This is a genomic window from Rhizobium sp. NZLR8 (assembly GCF_019685025.1).
Taxonomy (GTDB): domain Bacteria; phylum Pseudomonadota; class Alphaproteobacteria; order Rhizobiales; family Rhizobiaceae; genus Rhizobium.
Window position 1 is genome coordinate 503577 of record NZ_JABDVY010000004.1, and the last position, 22688, is coordinate 526264.

Annotated in this window: 28 protein-coding genes; 14 read left to right on the forward strand and 14 right to left on the reverse strand. The window is 60.4% G+C overall.

Going from position 1 to position 22688, the window contains the following annotated elements; all coding sequences use genetic code 11:
• The first annotated feature begins 434 nt into the window (after positions 1–434).
• Positions 435–947 (forward strand): GNAT family N-acetyltransferase, encoded by a 513-nt coding sequence (locus HJB89_RS12875; protein WP_221141426.1) that lies wholly within the window; start codon positions 435–437, stop codon positions 945–947.
• Positions 948–1143: 196 nt separating this feature from the next.
• Positions 1144–2076, forward strand: a complete 933-nt coding sequence (locus HJB89_RS12880) for an ornithine cyclodeaminase family protein (protein WP_221149986.1) — start codon at positions 1144–1146, stop codon at positions 2074–2076.
• A gap of 202 nt (positions 2077–2278) precedes the next feature.
• On the opposite strand, the gene dapB is transcribed toward HJB89_RS12880, so the two are convergent.
• Together dapB and HJB89_RS12890 are read right to left on the reverse strand one after the other, a co-directional pair.
• A complete protein-coding gene (dapB, locus tag HJB89_RS12885; RefSeq protein WP_207580912.1) occupies positions 2279–3049 on the reverse strand; it encodes a 4-hydroxy-tetrahydrodipicolinate reductase in 771 nt (256 codons plus the stop codon).
• 129 nt (positions 3050–3178) lie between these two features.
• Complete coding sequence (locus HJB89_RS12890; RefSeq protein ID WP_207580911.1) at positions 3179–3394, reverse strand: hypothetical protein; 216 nt, start codon at positions 3392–3394, stop codon at positions 3179–3181.
• A 196-nt stretch (positions 3395–3590) separates the two neighbouring features.
• Between HJB89_RS12890 and HJB89_RS12895 the strand changes: the two genes are divergently transcribed.
• Together HJB89_RS12895 and HJB89_RS12900 are read left to right on the forward strand one after the other, a co-directional pair.
• Entirely contained in the window at positions 3591–4019 is a 429-nt protein-coding gene (locus HJB89_RS12895; RefSeq protein WP_207580910.1) for a VOC family protein, read from the forward strand.
• 180 nt (positions 4020–4199) lie between these two features.
• The gene (locus tag HJB89_RS12900) at positions 4200–5204 is read left to right on the forward strand and encodes a carbon-nitrogen hydrolase family protein (RefSeq protein ID WP_207580909.1); all 1005 of its coding nucleotides are present in this window, start codon (positions 4200–4202) and stop codon (positions 5202–5204) included.
• Positions 5205–5373: 169 nt separating this feature from the next.
• Here the strand turns inward: HJB89_RS12900 and HJB89_RS12905 are convergent, their stop codons facing one another.
• Positions 5374–5976 (reverse strand): histidine phosphatase family protein, encoded by a 603-nt coding sequence (locus HJB89_RS12905; RefSeq protein WP_207580908.1) that lies wholly within the window; start codon positions 5974–5976, stop codon positions 5374–5376.
• 265 nt (positions 5977–6241) lie between these two features.
• On the opposite strand from HJB89_RS12905, the gene HJB89_RS12910 reads away from it, so the two are divergent.
• The gene (locus HJB89_RS12910) at positions 6242–6715 is read left to right on the forward strand and encodes a VOC family protein (protein ID WP_207580907.1); all 474 of its coding nucleotides are present in this window, start codon (positions 6242–6244) and stop codon (positions 6713–6715) included.
• Between the two features lie 85 nt (positions 6716–6800).
• On the opposite strand, the gene HJB89_RS12915 is transcribed toward HJB89_RS12910, so the two are convergent.
• On the reverse strand, positions 6801–7202 hold the full coding sequence (locus HJB89_RS12915) for a GFA family protein (RefSeq protein ID WP_207580906.1): 402 nt from the start codon (positions 7200–7202) through the stop codon (positions 6801–6803).
• 237 nt (positions 7203–7439) lie between these two features.
• On the opposite strand from HJB89_RS12915, the gene HJB89_RS12920 reads away from it, so the two are divergent.
• From HJB89_RS12920 to HJB89_RS12930, 3 genes are all read left to right on the forward strand, one after another.
• Entirely contained in the window at positions 7440–9323 is a 1884-nt protein-coding gene (locus HJB89_RS12920; protein ID WP_207580905.1) for an ABC transporter ATP-binding protein, read from the forward strand.
• Between the two features lie 101 nt (positions 9324–9424).
• Positions 9425–10021 carry a demethoxyubiquinone hydroxylase family protein gene (locus HJB89_RS12925; protein ID WP_221141439.1) on the forward strand — a complete coding sequence of 199 codons (597 nt, stop codon included), beginning with the start codon at positions 9425–9427 and terminating at the stop codon, positions 10019–10021.
• A gap of 28 nt (positions 10022–10049) precedes the next feature.
• Positions 10050–10865, forward strand: coding sequence for an alpha/beta hydrolase (locus tag HJB89_RS12930; protein WP_207580903.1), 816 nt, complete (start codon positions 10050–10052; stop codon positions 10863–10865).
• Positions 10866–10903: 38 nt separating this feature from the next.
• Here HJB89_RS12930 and HJB89_RS12935 read toward each other — a convergent pair whose 3' ends face one another.
• The 3 genes from HJB89_RS12935 to HJB89_RS12945 form a co-directional block, all read right to left on the reverse strand.
• Positions 10904–11680: a phosphodiester glycosidase family protein gene (locus HJB89_RS12935; protein WP_207580902.1), complete on the reverse strand. Its 777-nt coding sequence runs from the start codon at positions 11678–11680 to the stop codon at positions 10904–10906.
• A gap of 22 nt (positions 11681–11702) precedes the next feature.
• Positions 11703–12617 carry a 4-hydroxybenzoate octaprenyltransferase gene (ubiA, locus tag HJB89_RS12940; protein ID WP_207580901.1) on the reverse strand — a complete coding sequence of 305 codons (915 nt, stop codon included), beginning with the start codon at positions 12615–12617 and terminating at the stop codon, positions 11703–11705.
• A gap of 335 nt (positions 12618–12952) precedes the next feature.
• Positions 12953–13783 carry an SAM-dependent methyltransferase gene (locus tag HJB89_RS12945; protein ID WP_221149989.1) on the reverse strand — a complete coding sequence of 277 codons (831 nt, stop codon included), beginning with the start codon at positions 13781–13783 and terminating at the stop codon, positions 12953–12955.
• A 111-nt stretch (positions 13784–13894) separates the two neighbouring features.
• Here HJB89_RS12945 and HJB89_RS12950 point away from each other — a divergent pair, with 111 nt between their 5' ends.
• Together HJB89_RS12950 and HJB89_RS12955 are read left to right on the forward strand one after the other, a co-directional pair.
• A complete protein-coding gene (locus tag HJB89_RS12950) occupies positions 13895–14485 on the forward strand; it encodes a TetR/AcrR family transcriptional regulator (RefSeq protein WP_207580899.1) in 591 nt (196 codons plus the stop codon).
• Between the two features lie 370 nt (positions 14486–14855).
• A complete protein-coding gene (locus tag HJB89_RS12955) occupies positions 14856–15359 on the forward strand; it encodes an Lrp/AsnC family transcriptional regulator (RefSeq protein ID WP_246762671.1) in 504 nt (167 codons plus the stop codon).
• A gap of 148 nt (positions 15360–15507) precedes the next feature.
• Here the strand turns inward: HJB89_RS12955 and HJB89_RS12960 are convergent, their stop codons facing one another.
• From HJB89_RS12960 to HJB89_RS12970, 3 genes are all read right to left on the reverse strand, one after another.
• Positions 15508–15873, reverse strand: a complete 366-nt coding sequence (locus HJB89_RS12960; RefSeq protein WP_207580898.1) for a hypothetical protein — start codon at positions 15871–15873, stop codon at positions 15508–15510.
• Between the two features lie 28 nt (positions 15874–15901).
• Entirely contained in the window at positions 15902–16516 is a 615-nt protein-coding gene (locus HJB89_RS12965) for an AAA family ATPase (protein ID WP_221149991.1), read from the reverse strand.
• Between the two features lie 77 nt (positions 16517–16593).
• A complete protein-coding gene (locus HJB89_RS12970; protein ID WP_221116783.1) occupies positions 16594–17406 on the reverse strand; it encodes a hypothetical protein in 813 nt (270 codons plus the stop codon).
• 141 nt (positions 17407–17547) lie between these two features.
• On the opposite strand from HJB89_RS12970, the gene HJB89_RS12975 reads away from it, so the two are divergent.
• Positions 17548–18423, forward strand: a complete 876-nt coding sequence (locus HJB89_RS12975; protein WP_207580895.1) for a helix-turn-helix domain-containing GNAT family N-acetyltransferase — start codon at positions 17548–17550, stop codon at positions 18421–18423.
• A gap of 26 nt (positions 18424–18449) precedes the next feature.
• Here the strand turns inward: HJB89_RS12975 and HJB89_RS12980 are convergent, their stop codons facing one another.
• Together HJB89_RS12980 and HJB89_RS12985 are read right to left on the reverse strand one after the other, a co-directional pair.
• Positions 18450–18653 carry a hypothetical protein gene (locus tag HJB89_RS12980; RefSeq protein ID WP_207580894.1) on the reverse strand — a complete coding sequence of 68 codons (204 nt, stop codon included), beginning with the start codon at positions 18651–18653 and terminating at the stop codon, positions 18450–18452.
• Between the two features lie 301 nt (positions 18654–18954).
• Positions 18955–19413 carry an Lrp/AsnC family transcriptional regulator gene (locus HJB89_RS12985; RefSeq protein ID WP_207580893.1) on the reverse strand — a complete coding sequence of 153 codons (459 nt, stop codon included), beginning with the start codon at positions 19411–19413 and terminating at the stop codon, positions 18955–18957.
• Positions 19414–19601: 188 nt separating this feature from the next.
• On the opposite strand from HJB89_RS12985, the gene HJB89_RS12990 reads away from it, so the two are divergent.
• Together HJB89_RS12990 and HJB89_RS12995 are read left to right on the forward strand one after the other, a co-directional pair.
• Positions 19602–20297, forward strand: coding sequence for an AzlC family ABC transporter permease (locus HJB89_RS12990; protein ID WP_221149992.1), 696 nt, complete (start codon positions 19602–19604; stop codon positions 20295–20297).
• Entirely contained in the window at positions 20290–20589 is a 300-nt protein-coding gene (locus tag HJB89_RS12995; RefSeq protein WP_207580891.1) for an AzlD family protein, read from the forward strand. Before HJB89_RS12990 ends, HJB89_RS12995 begins: the two co-directional genes overlap by 8 nt.
• A 29-nt stretch (positions 20590–20618) precedes the next feature.
• Here HJB89_RS12995 and HJB89_RS13000 read toward each other — a convergent pair whose 3' ends face one another.
• The gene (locus tag HJB89_RS13000) at positions 20619–21260 is read right to left on the reverse strand and encodes a dihydrofolate reductase family protein (protein ID WP_207580890.1); all 642 of its coding nucleotides are present in this window, start codon (positions 21258–21260) and stop codon (positions 20619–20621) included.
• Between the two features lie 90 nt (positions 21261–21350).
• Here HJB89_RS13000 and HJB89_RS13005 point away from each other — a divergent pair, with 90 nt between their 5' ends.
• On the forward strand, positions 21351–21872 hold the full coding sequence (locus HJB89_RS13005) for a helix-turn-helix domain-containing protein (protein ID WP_221132837.1): 522 nt from the start codon (positions 21351–21353) through the stop codon (positions 21870–21872).
• 12 nt (positions 21873–21884) lie between these two features.
• Here the strand turns inward: HJB89_RS13005 and HJB89_RS13010 are convergent, their stop codons facing one another.
• Entirely contained in the window at positions 21885–22688 is an 804-nt protein-coding gene (locus HJB89_RS13010; protein WP_221116787.1) for an ABC transporter permease, read from the reverse strand.

Here is a 22688-nt window from a genome sequence, read left to right on the forward strand (position 1 = left end):
GGTGGTCATGCCATTCAATCAATCGGGCGTCCGGAAGGGCGGCCGGGTCGGAACTTCGGCGGAGTAATCGCCAGCGGAGCATCGGCCTCGCCCTTGGAGGTTCTCGCGGGGCGCGACTCAGAGTGAGGTCTCCGTGGAGGCGCGTGCATCCTTCTGCGCCGGCTAGCATATGCGCGGCATCCTCCAACGCATCCTGAGGCGCGTAGCCCATAGGGCGGAGCCTCGATGGACATACCGCAGCGGCTTCTTGCATTCTTTCCACGTCAGTGCACCCGCCTCGTCCTTCGAGCCGTGCAGGCGCCTCAGGATGACGCTCTCTCTGGCGCTGGCGCGAGGGGTGGCGCAATAGGAGCAGGAATCGAAGTCATCGCGTCGGCTTGCATCGGCCGGAGCCCTCTGTAATGACGTAGCTGAGATATCCGAGGAGGTCTCCGATGGATGCGAGCGGCGTGACGATCAGGCTTATCCAGGCAGACGAAGTGGAGGCTTTCCGGCGTATTCGCCTGGAAGCGCTACGCGCCGAGCCGTCCTCCTTTGCCAGCCGCTACGAAGATTGGGAGATCTTGCCCGACGAGGAGTGGCGCAATCGCCTGAACGAGCCGGTTTTCATTGCGTTTCAGGATAATGAGCCCGTCGGTATAATGGGCCTGCTGCGGCAGCGCTCGAGCAAGATGGTCCATCGCGCGACGATCGTCATGGTCTATATCCGCGCCCACCTGCGCGGAACGGGTCTCGCTGGAAAGCTGCTGGAGGCGGTTTCCGATCACGCACGCGACTTCGGCATTCGGCAACTGGAACTGTTCGTCAGCGCGGAAAACCCCGCGGCAATCCGCTTTTACCAGCGGCAGGGCTTCTCCGAGATCGGCAGGATCCCCGGCGGGGTTCTGGAGGAGGGCAGGGAGATCGACGACGTTATAATGGCTCGCCGTCTGGTCGATTGGGCCTGACGGGGAAATTCAGCTCAAACCCCTTTACCTCATCTATTGACCTCAAGCGCGGTTGGGGTCGCAGGATGCCGGCATTAAAGCGCGTCGCGATCTTTCAGAATCGCTCCTTGCGCTTTAGCTCGTTGTTTTTGCGCATGTCGTTGCCGCAAAACCGCTGCACACTTTTGCGCGACATGCTTTGGGCTGGAGGTTTGCCGTGACGAAGATTCTGAGAGACGAGGATCTGGCCGGCAGTGCGTTGATGGGCGTGGCGATGGATGCGCTCGAGACCGCTTTTCTCGCGAGAGCCGGCAATCGGCTGGTCTCTCCGCCCCGGCATCATGTGTCCTTTCCCGATCAAGGCGATCTCGTCTTCACCGTCGGCGGTATCCTTGGCGACAAACCGCTCGCGGGCTTTCGGGTCTATGAAACATTCGGCGGGACGGAGCATTCGCAAATCGTCGCGGTGTGGTCGGCCGACGATGCCAGGCTCAAGGGCATCGTCCTCGGAGAACGCCTCGGCAACCTCAGGACCGGCGCCATCGGAGGTCTCGCCATCCGCCATCTCAGCGCGCCTGATGCCAGGATCGTTGGGATCCTCGGCAGCGGCGCGCAAGCGCGAACTCAGCTTGCCGCAGCCGCCGCCGTTCGAAAACTGGACCGTGCCCGCGTCTATAGCCGCGACGAGAAAAATCGCGCCGCCTTCGCGGCCGAAATGCAGCACGCCCTGGGGCTGGAGGTGGACCCTGTCGGTAACGCTTGCGAAGCCGTCGATGACGCCGACATCGTCATCTCCGCGACGACGAGCCAAACGCCCGTCGTCCATGCGCGGGATCTGAAGCCCGGCGTGCATGTCAACACCGTCGGCCCGAAAACGCTTCGGGGATACGAGCTCGGCCTGGATGTCGCTGATGCCGCAGCGGTAATCGCGACGGATTCTCCCGAACAGGCCCACGCCTACGCTTCGCCCTTTTTCCTCGCCGGTTCCGGCAACGAAGATCGTTTGGCCGACCTTGCCGACATCATTGCCGGGAGGACGGCGGGGCGAGGATCGCTTGGAGAGACGACGCTGTTTTGCTCGGTCGGCCTGGCCGGAACCGAAGTCGTCGTCGCCTCGGCAATCCTCGATAGGTTAGGGGTGTCGGTGTAGGCTTTGATTCGGGGGGCGCGGCTTTAAGCGTTTGTTTTTATTCATGTTATCGTTGAGTAAGAGGCGAGGCAGGGATATCTACGACGTCAAATAAGAGGGCACGACATCCTCCAACGTCTGGCCGTGCGGCAACCAGAGATGTGCTCAGAATCTGATTCAAGGACGCGCTTCAAGCCTCTGTTCACCCTGTCCATTCGCTCCTTCACTCCAGACCCAGGACATCCCGCATGCCGTATTCGCCGGGCGCGCGTCCTGCGACCCAGCGGGCGGCGGCAAGCGCGCCGCGGGCAAACATGCCGCGATCGAGAGCCGAATGCGAAAGTGTTATGACTTCCTCGGCGGCGGCAAACAGCACGCTGTGTTCTCCTACCAGCCCGCCGGCGCGCAAGACGGCGAAGCCGATCTCGCCGGGCGGCCGCTCGCCGGTGATGCCGTCGCGCCCGCGCCGCTCGACGGATGCCAGGGAAACGCCGCGGCCCTCGGCGGCCGCTTCGCCGAGCATCAGTGCCGTGCCGGACGGCGCGTCGATCTTCCTGTTGTGGTGGGCCTCGAGGATTTCGATATCCCAGCCATGCGCGGGAAGGGCGCGGGCTGCCTGAGCGACGAGACCGACCAGCATGTTCAAACCGATGGAGAAATTACCAGAGCGCAGGATCGGAATCGTCCGGGCAGCCACTGCGATCCGGTCGAGGTCATCCGGCTCGAAACCCGTCGCTCCGATCACCAGCGCCGGACCGCCGGCTGATGCACACAAGCCGGCAAGTTCGGCGGCAGCGCTTGCCGTCGTGAAATCCAGGATCACATCGGCCTCCGCGATCGCATCCGATCGGTCGATCAGCCCGGCGCCTGCAGAGCCCTCACGACCGATGCCGCCGACGAACGCAAAAGTCGGATCGGCTGCCAGCAGCGGCAGGATGGCACGACCCATGCGGCCGTTCGCACCAGCGACGGCTATTTTGATTGATGAGTTCACGGTCTTTCCTAGCTGGGATATTTCCGACGGGAGGGCTGTTTGCATCCGGCATTCGCGCCGGAGAAGGGGATTTGCAACTACCGCATTCGGCTGCCGGCGCAAAGCCGGGTCTCCTGTGGCTGCCTGACGTTACCAGTTGCCGGGGTCGGCGGTGTGATCAATGCTGGCGAATTCATCGGCCTTTTCCCGATCCAGCTTCACCTCCCTGGTCACCCTTGTCTCGTCGGTGACCGCATAGCGGTCAGGGACCGGTCCTCTTGATAGTTCCTGATATAGGAGCAGTGCAGCCTCCTCGGCAGTATCTGCCTCGATCTCCCGGGTGATTGATACGGTGAACTTGTGCATGGCTTCTGCCCTCTCGATCGGCGCGCAGGCTTACCCGTGGCTTGAGCAGTCTGACACGAGTTTTGTGTCGAGGACACAAAAAGCGTGTCGTCTAGAATATGATTCATGCGATGGTTTTAGGTCTCTGTTTTTATGAATTTCTTGGTGCCAGAAGCGGCGCATACTTTTGAGCGAACTCGACCGGTGAGGAAAGATCATGCGCTTGAACCAGGTGACCGTTACGATGCCTGACCTCGATGCGGGCTGGGACTTCTACTGCGTCCTCGGTCTCAGGCCCGTCGTCGACGCCCGTCCTCGGTATGCGCGCTTCGTCTGTCCCGACGGGGACAGCACCTTCTCCCTGCATCAGGGTGAAAGCGGCGGTGGGGGAACCACAGTCTATTTCGAGTGTGAGAACCTAGACGAGACGGTCGGCCGCCTTAGTGAGGCCGGCCTTCACTTTGTGAGCGGACCCGAGGACAAGAGCTGGCTCTGGCGCGAGGCGGAGCTGCTCGACCCCGGCAGCAATCGCATCATCCTTTATTTCGCCGGATCGAACCGCGTCGATCCGCCGTGGCGAGTGGATCAAGGCAGGCCCGAAGTAGGGGCTTCGGCGCCGAGGGATCCCCGCCGCTCCCCGAATTGACGAATCGCGGTCGCCTCGGCATCTTTAACTCGGCGTGGCCTAACGCCGAACCTCCCCAGACCTTCCCCAGCAGGGTCTTCAACCGGAGGCAAAGGGGTTTTCGTCTCGGGTCGTTACTTTGGTCCTGATGTTTCGGGCCTGTTGCTGGGGAACGATGTCCGGAACGTGAGAGGCCCTGATATGACTGAGAATGGAAATTTCAAGCGGCGGGTGCGTGCGCGCGCCGCCAAGACGGGTGAATCCTATACCACCGCCCGCATGCATCTGCTGCCCAGCTCGGCGGAAGACGTAGCGCCCGAGGTGAGGCGCCTGCGTCTCGCTGTGGCGCAGACCACTCATGCAGACGATCCCCGTGACATCGACAAGCTCCGCCGCAGTGGTCAGGAGATTCGCCTGCTGATGCGGCAGGCGCGGCAGGCGGGGGCACGGCTCGTGCACTTTCCCGAAGGTGCGACGTCAGCGCCGAACAAGCGCATCATGTCGGAAATCGGGCCGCGAGAGATCGGGCCATCCGATTGGCGGCGGTTCGAATGGGCCGTGCTGCGTGAGGAACTGGATGCAACGCGCAGGCTGGCGCGCGAACTCGAGCTCTGGACGGTCATCGGCTCAGTACATCCGCTGACGGAACCGCATCGACCGCACAACAGCCTCTATGTTGTCTCCGACCACGGCGAATTGGTGACGCGCTATGACGAACGCCTGCTGTCCAACACCAAAATTTCCTTCATGTACACGCCGGGGTCGATTCCTGTGACCTTCGAGGTCGACGGCATCCGCTTTGGCTGCGCGCTCGGCATGGAATGCCACTATCCAGAGATTTTTAGCGAATACGAGCGGCTAGACGTCCATTGCGTGCTGTTTTCGACGACAGGCGGTTCACCGGCTACTGAACCGTCTTTCGCCGCAGAGGCGCAAGGGCATGCGGCGAGCAATAGTTACTGGGTCAGTTTCTCGATCCCCGCCCATCCCGGTCAGGCTGATCCTGCTTCTTCAGCGATCGTCGCGCCTGGCGGCCGATGGGCGGCGCAATGCCCTACGGATGGCACGGCCGCGATATCGGTCGCCGATATCGACGACAATCCCGGCGATCTTTCCCGTCCTTGGCGGCGCAAGGCGCGGAGCGGGCTCTACGAACCGCATCGCGTTGCCGGCGACCCGCGCAGCGACGGCCGGGATATGTTTTAGAGCCACGTCGTGTCGAACCTCACCCCGAGGCGGCCAGCAAGGCCTCGAGGGGTGAGGCGTGCCCGAGACGCTGCTGCAAGTCGGAGGTGTCGATCTCCGACATTGAGCCGCGCTATAAATCCGCAATGAATTTTGGCGGGCCGCGGCGGTCACCAGGCATGAACCCTTGTTACGCAACGACGTCGGATATCGTTTCGGCCGAAGCGCCTACCAGACTGAACTCGCCGTCGCGAAGGCGATAGAATCCGTATTGGGGAACGGGCAGTTCCAGCATCTCTCGTTTTGAAAGGCCAGAATAGACACCGCGGACCAATCTGCCAAACAGCCCGTGAGAAATCGCGACTGTCGGTCCGCGTATGCCTGAGATCCAGTCCTTCGCCCGGGCACAGGCAGCATCAAAGCTTTCTCCGTCGGGAGATTTGAAATACCAATCAAAAGCGTCGGACCCGTCCAGCATTCCCGGAAACTCGTTGTCGATTTCGAACTTGGTCATGCCGTCCCAACAGCCGATGGTCACCTCCATCAGCCGCGGTTCCTGGTGGGATTCCAAAGGCAATATCCGTTTCACTCGAGCCGCAGTCTCTTTCGTTCGACCTAGCGGGCTAACTTGGAGTTGGAATGAACGCTCGGTGCCTGCGACTTCCTTTTTCAGAAGCTTCGCCGCCTGTTCGGCCTGTTCGATACCGCGCTCCGTAAGGGATGAATCTTTCTGGCCTTGGAAGCGGCCTAAGCTGTTCCAAATGGTCTCGCCATGGCGAAGCAGGAAAATCATCAGCGTTGTTCCAGGCAAATCAATGCAACAATGAGGGGTTTATTGAAGCGAAGAGGACGGTGCAGCAGCTCGCTCATGCTACAGATCAATGATGACTGCAATTGGCGCGATCCGGGAGAGCCAGGCCCTCTTTTATCGGCTCTTTGCGTCCGCTTGGCAGCGCTCGGCAGTCCTTCCCCAGAAATTGCTACCATGGGCTGGAGAAAGACGGTTTGCCTCATATCTAACGAAGGAAATGCGAAACGAAGAGCGAAAGGACCGCGCAATGGCGAAGAATACGATCTGCGTATGGTATGACAAAGACGCCGAGGAGGCTGCCCGCTTTTATGCCGCGACGTTTCCAGACAGTGCCGTAGGCGCCGTCATTCGTGCACCGGGAGATTATCCGGATGGCAAGCAGGGAAACGTCTTGGTCGTTGAATTCACCGTTGCGGGTATTCCTTGCATCGGCCTGAACGGCGGTCCCGCGTTAAAACACAACGAAGCCTTTTCATTTCAGATTGCAACCGACGACCAGGAGGAAACCGACCGCTACTGGAACGCCATCGTCGGCAATGGCGGCCAGGAGAGCGAGTGCGGCTGGTGCAAGGACAAATGGGGTGTGTCCTGGCAGATTACGCCACGTATCCTTTCCGAAGCGCTCGCGGCAGGTGGCGACCAGGCAAAGCGGGTTTTCGATGCGATGATGACCATGAGGAAAATCGACGTCGCGGCGCTCGAGGCGGCTCGGCGCGGCTGAACCTTCACGCAGTAGGTTTTCCGGAGTGTCGGGTCCGGTGAGATTGACCTACATTTCCAGGGTCCTTCGGAAACGGGACAGGCTGTCAAAACCAGAGATCGCGCACGCAGCGCTCTTTGGACGGAAGATCTTCGAACGTATCCAGGCCGTCGAAGTGATCGATTGGCAGATCGGCGACCAGATCCGGCGGCGCAAGCCGGATGTTGACCGCCATGCGCCGGCGGCCATCCTTTTGAAGCCGCAGGCCGCGCCAGCTCAAGACACAGGCGCAGGATGGGCAGAACAAGATTTCGAGGGACGAGGTCTCCCGGCCGGAGCGGGTATAGGAGGCGGTTTCTCCGCTGAGAGCGATACGCTCTCCTTCGTAATCATAGGCCCAGAGCGTGCCGTAGCGGCGGCAGAGAGTGCAGTTGCAGGCGGTGATCGAGCCGGGATCACCTCTAAGTGTCCAACTCGCCTTGCCGCAATGACATGAGCCCGTCAGCATGAGCGTCGGTTCAATCCTGCTTCTTGTTCAAGGACAGCATCCTGCCTCAATGGCGCGACGACCGCAATTGGGGCTTTCGGGCGCTCGCTTTCCCGCGCTCGCCAGGCTCTGTTTTGGCGATATTCCCGTTTGGTCAATTTATAAAAGTTCTAGTTGAGATGGCGGCCAAAAGATGATCCCATACGACTTGGCGTAGTCCGAGTCCACGCTTCCTCCCAATTTTGATCCGAGCGGCCCATGTCGATTTCCGATGCGATTTACCGTCCCTTCGAAACGTTGATCCGGCCGCTCGACATTCCCTACCGGCCGCTGCCTTCCAAAGGTCCGGTGACGGTGCTCCTGCACTTCATCTCGATGTTCCGTGGCGTGCTGATCGCGCTAGCGCTTTGCTCCATGGTGTTCGAGTTGATCAACCTGACGATCGTCTGGGGGCTTTCGGTCATCGTCGATGGCGTGACGCAACAGGGCGCCGCCGCCTTCTTGCACAATGAATGGCTGCTGTTGACCGTTCTCGGCTTCCTGATCTTTCCGGTCATGCCGATCGTGTCGTTCATGCTGAATACGCTGAACTCGCATACTTTAGGCATCGGCATGCCGGCTGCCATTCAATGGCAGGGACATAAGGCGGTGGAGCGGCAAGACCTTGCCTTCTTCCATGATCTCTATGCCGGCCAGGTTGCCTCACGCCTCTCGCAGGTATCCTCCGCCGTCCAGCAGCAGATCCTTGCCGGCTTCCAGTCCATCCCGCGCTTCCTGATGCAGCTGGTGGGCTCTGTGATCCTGCTGAGCGCACTCGCCTGGCAGCTTGCCCTGCCTGTCGTCGTCTGGATCGCGCTCAACATCGCATTCACCGCCAGGATCGTGCCAACCTTCGTCCAGCGCTCGCGCCGCACCGCCAAGCAGCGCAGCCTGGTCGCCGGCGCCATCACCGATCTTTATACCAACATGCAGATGATCAAGCAGTTTGCGGCCGAAGACAGCGAGGCCGGCGCCATCCGCCGCATCATCCAGAGGACCGTGCAGACGCAGCACAGCGAACAGCGTATCTATCGGTCGTCGGAAGTGACTGTCGTCATTCTCAACACGCTGCTGTGGCTGACCATGCTGTCGATCGGATTTTCCGGCCTTGTCAAAGGCTTCCTCACGGTCGGCGAGTTCGTCGGCGCGGTCTACATCCTCAACCGGCTGTCGTCGCAGATCTTCGTCTTCCTCCAGATGGGCCAGCAGATCTTCCAGGCTATCGGCACGATCAAGGACGCCATGCCCGTCATGACCACACCTCCGACGATCACCGACCGGCCGGATGCGACCGAGCTCAGTGTTCAGCGCGGCGAAATACGTTTCGAGAACCTCCACTTCGCCTACAAGTCAGGCAAGCCTGTCATCAACGACCTGTCGCTGACGGTCCGGCCCGGCGAGAAGGTGGGTCTGGTCGGCCTCTCCGGCGCCGGCAAGACCACGCTCGCAAATCTGCTCCTGCGCTTCTACGACATCGGCGACGGCTCGATCCTGATCGACGAGCAAGACATCCGGGCGGTCACGCAGTCAAGCCTTCGCCGCGCGATCGGGGTGATCGCGCAAGACGTCGCACTGCTGCACCGGTCGGTCGGCGACAATATCCGCTACGGCCGTCCAGAGGCGACGCAGAACGAAATCGAACGGGTGACGAAGATGGCGAGCGCCGATGCCTTCATCGCTGATCTGACTGACAGCGAGGGCCGCAGGGGCTATGACGCCTTCGTAGGCGACCGCGGCATCAAGCTCTCCGGCGGCCAGCGCCAGCGTGTCGCTATCGCCCGCGTTCTGCTGAAGGACGCGCCGATCCTGGTGCTCGACGAAGCGACCTCCGCGCTCGATAGCGAATCCGAAGCCGCCATCCAGGGGCGGTTGAACCTCGTCATGGAGGGAAAGACGGTGATCGCCATCGCCCACCGGCTGTCGACCATCGCCAGGATGGACCGGATCGTCGTGCTCGATCGCGGGCGGATCGTGGAGGAGGGCAGTCCGGACGAACTAGCCGAAGGCGACGGCCTGTTTGCCCGCCTGTGGAAACGCCAGACCGGCGGCTTCATTCCCGAAGACATCGTTGAAGCATTTCCGGCCTCACCCAGGGCTGACTGAGTCGTTGAATTTTTTGTCGCGGCAGACTGAGTCGACGCACCCTTGACGATCACGGCGGCACTCCTGCCTATTGCCTGCAAGGGAACCGGGGCAGGGTGGTCATGATCAATCCGTCGAGCAACTCGGGAATGCGCGACGCCGATGTCACCATCCGTCGCATTCTCAAGGTCAACCATGCGGGCGAGTTCGGTGCTATCAGGATCTATGGCGCCCAGATCCTGATGGCCCGGCGGCTGTTTCCCGACATCGTGCCGGCGCTTGAAGAGATGCGTGAGGACGAGATCGACCATTGCCGGCTGTTTCGCGAGGCAATGCCTGCAAGGCGCGCCAGGCCCTGCCGCGTCATGGCCTTCTGGAGCCTCGGCGGTTCCGTACTCGGCATCCTGACGGCGCTTGGCGGGCGCAACATGATCTGGATCTGCACAGAGGCCGTTGAAAGCACGGTCCACCGCCATCTCGAAGACCAACTGGCCTTCCTCGCCAAGCGCGATCCCGAGCTTCACGCCCTGATCGCCTCGATACAGGAACAGGAGCTGGCGCATCTGAGGAAGGCTGAGGACAGTCAAAGGAGACGGGGCCTGAACCACGCCTTGCTCCTGCCCATCATCGGCTCTCTGACCGATCTGATGATCTGGCTCTCCACCTGGGGTGACTCGAGCTGGATGCGCGCCGAAATGACACGTGCGGGGAAGGGATAGGCTTTGACGGGGAGGTTCGGAGGAAGCAATGGCGGCAGAGGCAACGGTAAACTTTGAGGTCGGTGGGGATCATGTTGTCGGAACATTGCGTCTGACGGCCTCGGCAAACGCACCGATTGTCGTGCTTCTCCATGGGTTCGGAGGAACGCGGCACGAACTCATGATTTCTCAGACCGGCACCGGTATCTTCACGCATACGGCGGAGAAGCTCGCGTCTCTCGGTTTTTCGAGCCTAAGGATTGACTTTCGAGGTGTCGGCGAAAGCGGCGGACGCTTTCAGGACACGACATATAATCGCCAAATCGAGGATTGCATCGCCGCCATGGACTTCGTCAGCGATCTGCCGTCGGGTGGTCCGAATGCCATCTTTCTGCTGGGATGGAGCCAGGGTGGCCTGGTTGCTGCCGTGGCGGCGGGCCGAACAAATCGACCAGCGGCGGTCGCGCTCTGGGCCCCTGTCGGCGAGCCGAAACTATCCTTTCCAGCCTTGATTGGGCGTGATGTGTATGAACGGGCGCTCGAAAACCGATCGCCCACCAAGCTTCAACTTCCGTGGGGCTCGTCCATGACTCTCGGCCATGACTTCTTTGCCGACGTCGAAAGCCTGGATCCGCTGGACGAGATTGCTAAGTATGATGGACCGGTTTTCCTTGCCGAAGGCAGCCTGGATACCGCCATTCCTGTGGGAACAGCGGCAAAGTTCGCTCGGGCGCATAAGGGGGCACACCAAGTTTGGGAGGCTCCCATGGATCACATTTTCAACACTTGTAAGAACGTCGATATGCTGGACCGGCTGATCACGGCCACGGCAAGGTTTTTTGGTGACCGGCCGGATGATAGATGAGGCACAAGGCTCAACGCCCGCCTCAATGAATACCGGTTCTATTCGACAAGCCCGAGGATCGGGCCGTAACCGCCGTGCCAGGAGCGGTCGTTGCGGCCCATTGCCGGATGGTAAAGCCCGACACCGTTTCCGCCATCGAGAAACAAGGCGTCGGGGCATTTCAGATTATCGCGGAAGAGCCGCGCGAAATCGTCGAAATTCACCCCGTCTTCGCTGATCGCCAAGCGAACCGTGCCGGCCGCGCAGACGCCGACACCGCTTCGGCGGGTTCGATCCGTCGAGCCTGGGATGAAGATCGGGTTCAGCGTGCCGGCGATGACAAGCATCGGGCCGGACTGTGTAGCGAACCGCACTTTGGGCGCAAGCTTCAGAAATTCATCTGTAGGGAGGATGCCTGCGCCGGTTTCACTCAGAAAGAACACGCCGTTCGGCTTCTTGTAGAAATTGGGTACCTGGCTGGCGGAGCTTTCGGCCTTTGCGGTATTGGCGGGTTTCAATTCCCTGCTGTTTTCGACATACAGTCCCATCGGCGAAAAATCGGCCCGGTACATGCCGGCGTTGACGGCCAACACCAGCGTCTTCCCCGCCGCGTGAACGGCTTCGGCAAGGCTTGAAAAGGTGCGGTACGGTGCGCCATCGGCGCCCTTCCAGAACAGGCGGAGGTCGGCTTTTTCAAGGTCCAACGTGCAGACGACGTATGCCGCATCTTCAAAGGTTTCCCGCTCGCATTGTCCGGCATGCGCTCGATGTGGGGACATCATCATTGCTGTCAGCATCATGGCCGCGGCGAGCATGCCCTGTTTCAGATAGGTCATTGGTCTCACGGTCTCGACCTCGTCAAAATGTGCCCGACAAAGCCGTGCAGGCGAGTAGCACGCCCGTCAGGATATTGGCGAGGAAGAGGCGGTAATTCAGGTCGGGGCGGGCAAGGTCGATCCGCCGGGTCTGCCAGGCGAGATGAGCGGCGATGACCAGCATTCCGATTGCATAAGGCGGCGACATGTCCAGCAGCCAGCCGCCGAGCGACCAGGCCCCGACGGCCAGAGCATAGAACAAGCCGATCCACATCTTGCCGTGCCTGCCGAACAGGATTGCCGTCGACTTCAGGCCGAGGCGGGTATCATCCTTCAGATCGACATAGGCGTAGACCGTATCATAACCGATCTGCCAGGCGATGGCCCCGCCCCACATCAAGACGGCGCCGGCCGGAATATGGCCTGCAAGCTCGGCCCATGCCATCAGCATCCCCCAATTGAACGCTGCACCCAGGACGGCCTGGGGCCAGTGGGTGAAGCGCTTGCAGAGCGGGTAGATGAAGACCAGCGGCAGAACCGAGATTGCCACCAGGCACGTATAGGGTGTCAGGAAGAGTAGAAGCGATGCCGCAGCCACGAGTTCCACGGCCAGAAAGACGAAGGCGTGCAGGGTGCGGAGCTCCCCACTTGCAAGGGGCCGGAAGCGAGTCCGTTCCACATGGCCGTCAAACTTCCGATCCGCGATGTCGTTGACCGTGGAACCGGCACTTCTCATCAGCACGGCGCCGAGAGAGAAGATCGCCAACTGCAAGAAGTTCGGCAGACCGTGCGATGCCTGGATGAGGGCGGCCCAGCATGGGAAAAGCGTCAACCAGATTCCGACCGGGCGATCGAGCCGCGCCAGTCGCGTGTATGGCCGCCATGCGGCCGGTAATCGGCGATCCACCCAGTCGCCATGGTTGATGTCGCTGAGATCAGGGCGGCTGAGTGTCGTCATGATGTGATCTAAAATTCCTATCGCAATAAACCGGATGCCTCAGCTTTTCATCGCCATCGGTGACGCCGAGAATAGGAATTTTTGCAAGCACTGCAACGGCAGTCTGCCGTGACTAAAGCGCGTCGCGATCTTTCAGATTCCCTCCTTGCGCTTTAGCTCTTTGTTTTTACGCATGTCGTTGCCGCAAAACCGCTGCAAACTTTTCCGCGACATGCTTTAACATCCCCGCCCGCATGACCTGCCGAATGGATACGCCGGTTATGCGTGAGCCGGCTGGATGCTGTCCTCTACAACGCTGAGGTCCAAGTGTCGCAATTCAATCGTTACGACTATTCCTATCTCCCCGCCCATATGACGTGCGGGCCAGCGCCGTGATCCGGTGCATCCCTTGGCAGGCCGAAGAAGCGCTTTGCCATTTCGGTGGGGCCGAGATCCTCCAGAGATACGAACCCCAGGCTCAGCAATCGCTCGGAGATTTCCTTCGGATCGAAGTGTGTCAGCCACGGTTCGCCGGCCGCAGCCGTGCGCGATCCCATTTCCGCCGCGCGGGCACGGCGTTCGGGTGAATAATTTTCGAGGGGTTCGCTGTAGTCGAAGACGACGGATGCGCTCGGCAGGCCGGCGACGAAGCGCAGCAGGGAAAAGACCGACGCCTCCTTGAGATAGGGCACGACGCCGAGCCAGATGAAGAAGGATGGCGTTTCCAGCTTGAAGCCGGACGCGACGAGGCACTCTTTGAGATCTTCCTGCTCGAAATCGACCGGAACGAATGTCGGCGGGGCGTGCGTCAGCTCGGTTTCGTTCAGCCGCGTCTGCTTCCAGCTTTGCGTGGCAGGATGATCGACTTCGAAGACCTTCAGGCCGGCATGGGGATTGCGCAGTGCAAAGGTGTCGAGCCCGGCGCCGAGGATAACTGCCTGCCGGACGTCTCTTGCTACGGACAGGGCAAGGCAGTCTTCGGCATATCGGCTGCGTGCCGCCATGAAGAGGCGAAAGGATCGCGTAGAGGGGTCCCGGGCTTTCAGGTCAGCCTCGGCGCTCGCCTCCTCACCGAGTATCCGGCGAGCGTAGGGGTCGAAGAAGATTGCGCCGCCATCGACGTTCTGGTGCGCCGCCCTGTAGGCTGCAGCGCCCAGCGCGGTGCGGCTTGGTTCCGATGCTCGCATGAAAGCCTCGTTGTCTGTAAACCTTGGTCCCGACGCCCGGACCGTAGCTGACCCTTGTCATCGCGGGCAGGTTAAAACACGATTTTAACGATGTAAAGATTAGATCAAGACATGACTAGGGATAAAACAGCGACCCGCTATCATCACGGCAATCTGCGCCCCACGTTACTGGCGATGGCAAGGGCGCTTATCGAGGAGGGAGGCCCGGCGGCGCTCAGCATGCGGGAAATCGGTCGCCGCGCCGGGGTCTCGGCTCCGGCGGCCTACCATTATTTCAACAGCCTTGACGCCATCGCGGCGTCACTTGCCGAACAAGGCTTTGCCGAACTCAGCGAAACCATTGATGCCGCCCTGGATGGTCCCCGGCGACACCTGCTTGCCGGCGGCATCGCATATGTCGCCTTTGCCCGCGCGAATCCGGGCCTCTATCGGCTGATGTTCGGGGAGAGTTTTCAGGCCTATTCCAAAGGAAATGAAGCGATCCGCGCCTCGCGGGCGCGGGTTTACCGGCAGATGAAGGACGATCTGGAAAAACGGCTGACGCCTGAGGATGTGCCGATTGCCGCGCTCTTTCTTTGGTCGTTGACGCACGGCCTTGCCTTGCTGATGATAGACGGCCAGGTCGAACCCGACGCGGATCTCGACACGAAGATCGAGGATATCCTGAAGTTCGCCGGCATGAGGCTGCCTGCAGCGAGATAGGCGGTCGACGCCTTGAGCAAAAGCGAAAGGCACGAACATTCGGCAAGGAGCCCAAGACATTCGATCATTACCAAGCGGTACGAGCGGTACCGAGTGCCGTGGTATGAGAGGAAGAAACGTGGGCGACGTACGCCTTGAGCGACACGACACAGTTTCCCGGACAGCTGAGTTTGTGCAACGTCAAGTGCTTCAGCAATAACTCTGCGTCGCGCTTCTCGGATAGCGGAAATGTCACAGTCATGCGAGTTTCTCCAACGAACAACCTGAGCGTCTACAGAAATAATGGTTAAATTTTTTTGCGCTGCAACAAGAAAATTTTAATAATAAAATTAAAATCGATTAGCTTTTCGGGTGGGATTTTTAAAATCGTTTGAAATTTGGTTCTGCGCTGGAAGCTTTCAATTCGCCGTCGGATGCACTCGATGCGATCGATCGCCACATTCTGCGCGTACTTCAGCGCGACGGGCGCATTTCGAATGTCGAGCTGGCAAAGGAGGTAGGCCTGTCACATTCGCCCTGCCTGCGCCGCGTGCGGCTGCTGGAAGAAGCCGGGATCATCGATCGCTATGTCGCCGTGCTGGATCCGGCAAAGGTTGGGGCGGGGCTGACGGTTTTTGCCCGCGTATGGTTCAAGACCCAGGATGCCGAGGTCGCCCTGCGCTTCGCCGAAGCCGTGAGACGGTTTCCCGAGGTGATGGAATGTTACCTGACGACGGGCGAGTGCGACGCCGTGCTTCGCATCGTCACCACCGATTTGCACAGCTATTGGCGTTTTCAGGCCGACCACCTGACCCACATTCCGAGCGTCCTCAGCGTCAAGACCGACGTGCCGATGGAAACGCTTAAGCGAAGCTACGAGCTGCCGCTGCGATAGGTCACGCGTGGCGCCTTGCCCGTCGTATGGGTGCCGTCGGGTGGCCAGCGCCGTCCTTCGAGGCCCTTGCGGGGCGTCTCAGGATGAGGCCGGAGAGAGGGTGCGCCTGGGATAGGGGCACCTCAGTGAGGCTGGCGAGAGAGCGGCACTAATCACGGGGAGGAGGGTTGCTGGTTCTCGTCAGCCAGATGATGCCCAAGACCAGGAGCAGGATCATCGCGCCATGGGTGATATAATCGAGCGTGGTCTGTGGCCCGACGCCGATGGCGATAGTGAAGGCGCCGACGAGGGTGCCGAGGAGGGCGAAGGCCTGGGCGCAAAGCGCCGCCGTTCGGCTCCATCGCCGGTTCAGGACAAGCGAGATCAGGCCGAGCAAAAGAGCGGCGGCTATCACCGCTTCGGCAATCATCGCCTGGTGATGCTCGTGTCCTTCGAGGATAAAGCCGGCATGGGTGAGCGAGGCAGTGGCATAGAGGCACGTTTCGATCAGCAAAAGGATCGAGAGGGCTTTCATGGCATGTCTCCCCTGGGCCGATGAGGGCCTATTGCTCCATCCCATCACCTGCGGCAGAGATGGTTGCGACATTCCGGCTAGATGCGGCGTTCAAAACATGGTTTCGAATAGCGTCCGCACTTTCCCCCGGTGATGCGAAAGTTACGTCCAGGACGAGCGTATTTTGATGTTGAGGATCGAGAACGCAAGCTCGTCGGCTGCGTTCTCTCGAGGCTTCTACATCTATTGATTTTAAGTGGACGCGGCGTGCGGGTGTAGAAATGCGGCGTGCCAACTCATCCTCGTCGCAGAGCAATCGGATCGGCACCAGCAAGGCTTGGCGCTGTTGAGCCGCGGCAGCAATTTGTTGAAAAGTGCGCATGCTACGCTGATCGCCGTCAATACCGGCATGCGTGAAGATGAAGTTTGCCGAGGAAGCGCTATAGGCGACGATCGCATCCAAGACGGCTTGCCGAACTCTTCCGGTGTATTCCCATATTCCGTTTGGGAGGGGAGATGTCCCGTCATCATCGATGAGGCGCAGTATCGGGTTATTGAACCAATGATTGTCGACAATCTTTGCGGAAAAAAGGGGGCTCAATTCTTTGGCGATCGCGAGTTTGCCGACGCCTGGAAAACCGATCAGCAGAATGAAAATATTCATACGGAGCAAACCTCCCCACTCTCGTCTGACATAGTCCGTGTGGCGCAATAGGGCTTTTCAATCCTTGCAGCTTACGCTCATTCAACTTGGATATGGATATGGTCGTCGTGGCGGGCGGCGCGGCAACCTTGGAAGCGGACATGGCTGTCGGTAATGCCAAGCGCGTTCTTCAGATGCGGCTCGATGAAGATCTTCTGCAGGCCGAAGCGCGCCACGCCTTCGCTCGTCAGCCAGGCGACCGCGGCCGATGTGCGCTGCTCCTCGATGCCATAGGCCGGAAACAACGGCTGCAGCGCGTCGAAATCCCAGCGTGTGGTAAGCCAGTCATTGCGCCCTTGGCATGGCAATTCGTCCCCCGGCGCGGGCTGCTCGAAAGCGAAATAACCGATCGGGGAGCGGGTGACGCCATCCAGGAAAGCGTCGTCCGCATCCTTGTAATAATAGGCGAAGTCGAGCTTTTTTCCGTCGGCATGCGAAAGGTGCGGCAGCAGCGGAAAGCCGTTGACGAAGGGGAAATTCGCATCCAGCGCGACGGTGACGGTACCGGGAAATTCCTCGTTCATGTGGGCGGCAAGCGCTTTTGCCAGATCGCGCAGGTGAGGGGTGACGTAGTTGCGGTTCAGCAGGCAATAGATCGGGGAGCGGACCACGAGCCTGTCTGTGGCGCTTGATATGCAGGAGAGGGGTACCCGCCCGACCATCGGGGCTGCGAGGCTCGCGGCAAATGTCGCACCGGCATAGCAAAACAGGAAGATGGCGAGCTTCGTCAGAAAGCGCCGGATGCCCCAGGCGCGCGACGCGGCCAAGGCGATGAGATAGGCGATGCCGCCGATCTGCGTGAGCAGCGTCAGAAGGAGAACGATCAGGACGTGGAGAGCAAAACGGAACACGGGGGAGGCCTTGCGGGACGTTACCATCCCTTAGGCGAGGGGATGGGGATCCGCAAGATGGCTGCAAACCGCCGACCGGCGAGACCTCTGCTTTTGATCTCAGAATTGACAGGATCAATTATCTGACTTAAGTCAGATAATATGGCTTGCGATCCTGTCTCCCGCGTCCGTCGCTTCAACCGTGCCGTCACTTCCGAAGTCGGCGCTCTCGACAGCTCTTTCCTCGGGCGCGGGCGTCCGCTCGGGGCTGCCCGCGTGCTCAATTCGATCGGACGGGGACAATCGGATGTTGCCGTGATCCGCGATTACCTCGGTCTGGACTCGGGCTTGATGAGCCGTCTGCTGCGCAGTCTGGAAGAGGAGGGGCTCATCGAGACGGTGCCGAACCCTCAGGACGCGCGTCGCCGCATCGCCAGATTGACCAAAATCGGTCAGTCCGAGTTCCAGGCTTATGAAGCGCTTTCCAATGCGCAGGCGGAGGGATTTCTGGCACGCCATCGCCGCCCGGAAGAACTCCTACGCGCCATGGACATCGTTGCTTCCTCGCTGAGGCGCGACCAGATCGTGATCGAGGAGACGGACCCTCGGCACGAGGACGCCAGCTATTGCCTGAGCGAATATTACGGCGAACTTTCACGCCGGTTTGAGAAGGGCTTCGATGTATCGCTGTCCCGCGATCCCGACGCCAAGGATATGACCCGTCCGCGCGGTGCGTTCCTGGTGGCTTTGTCCGATGGCCTGCCGATCGGCTGCGTCGGGTTGAAGGGTAGCGGTGGCGAGGTCGCGGAGATCAAAAGGCTCTGGGTCGCCCCCTCCGCGCGTGGCCTCGGGCTCGCAACACGCCTCATGTTTGCCGCCGAGACCATCGCCCGCGAGCTATCCGTCAAGCTCCTCCGTCTGGATACGAACAGTGCGCTTTCCGAGGCGCAACAGCTCTATCGCGGAACCGGCTGGCATGAGATCGACCGGTTCAATGACGACCCATATCCCGACACGTTTTTTGAAAAGCGACTTTAAGCCTCTCGAGCCACCGCCGTCGGGTCCTACTGGTGGTCCAACTGCTTCGACAGCTCGGTAAAAAGCCTGTCGCGGTCAGTGTTCATCTGGATGAGATCGACGGCAATGGTGATGGCGCGGCGCCCTTCGATGCTGTCGATGTCGAGCTTCCTCTCGCAGCACCATAGCCGAACTGCATCGGTGACGATTGTTATTTCATCATCATTGAGTGAGATGAGCGATAGGAGCATCGTCGTGCCATCCGAAAAGCGGCAAGAGCACCTATGGTCTCTCAAGCGGAAGTGCCGATGCCGATGGGCCGATGGCGCTCACTCTACGCTCATTCCCCAGCTACACCACCGCTATTTCTCTGACACGGTTTGGTGCCTGCCCGGCCGGACGCCCGTATCCTCTGGCAATTTGAGCTTGTCGATCGGCATCATGCTCAAGACAGAACGTTTCGAGGAATGCGTCCTCGGAGCGTTCGTAGATCTCGACGGACATGCGCGCGAATTGAAGAATGCCGGCGCCTTGTTCTTTTTCTCACGGCCGTCAGACCGGAACCTGCCATGACTGCTTGATCTTCTGCATCGGGATTTCCGTCTTGATGTTGCGGACGCCTTCGATGCGGCCGAGGTGTTCCATCTGGAAGCGCCTGTAGCCGTCCAGATCTGGAGCCACGACCCGGAGGATGAAATCACAGTCGCCGGCCATCAGATGGCATTCGACGATCTGGGGCAGCTTCTCCGCCGCACGGCAGAAGGCCGCCGTCGTCTCTTCGTCCTGAGCCAACAACCAGATGCGGACAAATACGCTGAAGCCCATGTCGAGCTTCACCGGGTCCAGCAATGCGACGTAATGTCTGATGATCCCGGCTTCTTCGAGCATCCTGACGCGCCTCAGACACGGTGACGGAGACAGTCCGACCTTGGCGGCCAGTTCGGTGTTCTGGATTCTGCCGTCCTGCTGCAGGACGCGGAGTATGGCGCGATCTATGGAATCCAGCTTCATTGGCGTCCTCTGCTCGTGATTGGCTAGTCATTGGCACGGGATGCCAATAAAATGGCAATACATATTTGAGAACGCAACCAATCGCTCTCGGGATTGCGATAATAATTCAGGCGACGCACCGCTGTTCGCGGCACGCTTTCGATAACAAGGGTTACCGAGGTGACGGACTCATCTCTGAAGACATCAGCATGCCCGCAAAAGGGCGATCCGAGGCATGGCGCGGCCTGAAGGCGGCGATCCCGATCATGCTGGGCTTCGTGCCGTTTGCGCTGGTGCTCGGCGCGCAGGCCGCCGGCAAGGGATTTACGGCCGTTGAGGTGCCGCCGATGACGGGGCTGAATTTCGGCGGCGGATCGGAGTTTGCCGCTGTGGAGCTTTGGTCCTCGCCGCCGCACGTGCTTCTCATCGCCGCCATCACCTTTCTCGTCAACAGCCGGCATCTGCTGATGGGAGCAGCACTTGCCCCCTTCATTCGCCATCTGTCGAAAAGACAGGCGCTGATGGCGCTGTTCTTCATGTGCGACGAGAGCTGGGCGATGGGACTGGCGGATGCGAGGAAGGCCCGGGCCAATCTCAGCCTGGGTTATTTCTTCGGCGTGGCGCTCGGCCTCTATTTTTGCTGGGTCATCTTCACGACCATCGGCGTCTTGGTCGGACCGATCCTCGGCGACGTCACCGAATACGGTTTCGACATGGCGTTTCCGGCCGTGTTCCTGGTGATGCTCGCCGGCATGTGGAAGGGCGCGAAAGCAGCACTTCCCTGGCTCGTCAGCCTGTTCTTCGCGGCTGCAACCTACCTGGCGCTACCGGGGGCCTGGTATGTTCCGGCAGGCGCGCTATCCGGCGTTGCCGCGGCATTCCTGATGGCGCGCGCCGATGGCTGATCCGCTTTACCTCACCGCGATCGTGCTGATGGCGACGGTCACCTATCTCACCCGCATCGGCGGCTATCTCTTCCTGCGCAACCGCGCGCTCGGCCCGCGCCTGCGCATCGTCATGGAGAGTGCTCCGGGCTGCGTATTGATCACTGTCATCGCACCCGACTTCGTCACCGGCCGGCCGGCGGATCTGATTGCTCTTGCGGTGACGATGCTGGCGGCAGCCCGGCTGCCCGTGCTGCCGACCGTCATCATCGCCATTGCCGCCGCAGGCATCCTGCGGCACGCGCTGGTGTGAACGAATGCCGATTCCGATCGGCGGCTCGTTTATTTTGCGAGCACGATGTGCGTGGCGTGTTCGGTGGCGACATGCTCGGCGACGCGGAAGCCGAGAGCGGGCAGGTCGATGCCGGTGAACATTGCTTCGCCCTTGCCGAGCACGACGGGCGAGAGGGCGAAATGCAATTCATCGATCAGGCCGGCCTGAAGATATTGGCGCACGGTGCTGACCCCGCCGCCGATCTTCACATCCTTGCCGCCGGCCGCGGCCTTCGCCTTTTCAAGGGCGTCCTCGATGCCGCCGGTGACGAAGTGAAAGGTCGTGCCGCCCTCCATGACGAGGGGTTCGCGGGGATAGTGCGTCAGGATGAAGGTTGGCGCATGGTAGGGCGGGTTTGGCCCCCACCAGCCCTTCCAGGCCTTATCAGGCCAATCGCCGCGGATGGGGCCGAACATGTTGCGGCCGAGGATGAAGGCGCCGAAATTGGCCATGCCACGGGCGGCATAATCCTCGTCAATTCCTTGCGAGCCGTCGTCCTTTCCCTGCATCGCGCGAAACGTGCGGGTATGGAAAAACCATTGAAACATCTCAGTTCCGCGCTTGCCGAGTGGATCTTGCATGCTTTGCTCCGGCCCGGCGCCGAAACCATCCACGGAAAGGGAAAATGCTGCGACACGAACCTTGGACATGGTTTCCTCCATCTGATTGCAAATTAAAACTGGTTGTTTTGTCGCATAAGTGATCCTATAATGCAACCAGTTTTTTGAAGGAGATGCCTGGTGGATATCGAACTGCGCTCGGGCTGCCCGATCAACCTGACGATGGAAGTGCTGGGCGACAGGTGGACCCTCATCATCATCCGGGACATCATGTTTGGCAACCGCCGCCATTTCCGCGATCTGCTGACCCATTCGGAGGAGGGGATCGCCTCCAACATTCTAGCAGCCAGGCTGAAGCGCCTGCTCTCGCTCGGGTTTATCAGCAAGCGGGACGATCCGAGCCACAGCCAGAAAGCAATCTACAGCCTCGAGGAGCCGGCCATCCAGCTTGTTCCCGTCTTCGCCATGATCGGCGCCTGGGGGCGGCGCCATCTGCCTGTCAGCGAGGAACTGAGCATCCGCGCGCAGCTTCTCGAAGAAGGCGGGCCGCCGCTCTGGGACGAATTCATGGAGGATCTCCGGCAGATCCATATCGTCGATCCGATCGGTGGAGCCAACGGCACGTGCACTTCGGCGGTGCTGGCGAAGCTGACGGCGGCGTTCCTCGAGGTCCGCGCAAAATCGTCGGCGCCGGTCTCCTGATTTCGAGAAAGGTCAACCGCCGGCGCCCTGGTATTTGCCGGTGGCGTATCGCCAGTGAGCGATCGATATCAACACCCAAACGGGGCCGGCGGCGAGCGCCACTGGCCCGGCCCAGTCCCCAAGGAGCGGGATAGATTTGCCGAGCAGGGCGCCGACCGGGACCGAACTGGTCAGGGCCAACGGAACCGCGGTGATGAGGGTGATCTGGATGCCGCCGGGAAAGATGTTAAGGGGGTAACGGGTCAGTTCCCAAAAGCCGAAGAAGATCGAAAACAAATGGTTGGACCGCACCCACATCAGCGCCGTCGCGCCGATCATGGTGATCAGCGCACCGGTCAAAAGCGTCGCGCTGATGAGCGTGGCAATGAGGAACGACACGGACCAAACCGACCAGGTGAAGTCGACCGACAGAATGGCCCAGCCCATCAGCGCCGCCGCGAGGATGACATGGCCGGCATAGCCGATATTGAGGCCGGAAAAGACCAGATAGGCCCAGGGGCTGAATGGCTTGACCAGCAGCGTATCGTAAGTGCCGAGTCGCACCAGTTCTTCAAGGTCGCGCAATTGCACGAAGCTCATCGCGGCGCCGAGAGAATAGGCGAGCAGCTGGAAGCTGAACAACAGCGCCAGCTCCGGCAAGGTCCAGCCGCCCAGCGTGTGAAAGCGGGCGAGCAGGATGCCAATGGTGGCGAAGACGCTGCCATAGGACAGGATCTGCGCGAAACGATCGAGCCAGAAAGCGCCGCGATATTCCATCTTTGAGCGGACATGCATCCGCACCAGCAGCGGAATGACGCGGAGGTAATGAATGAGCAC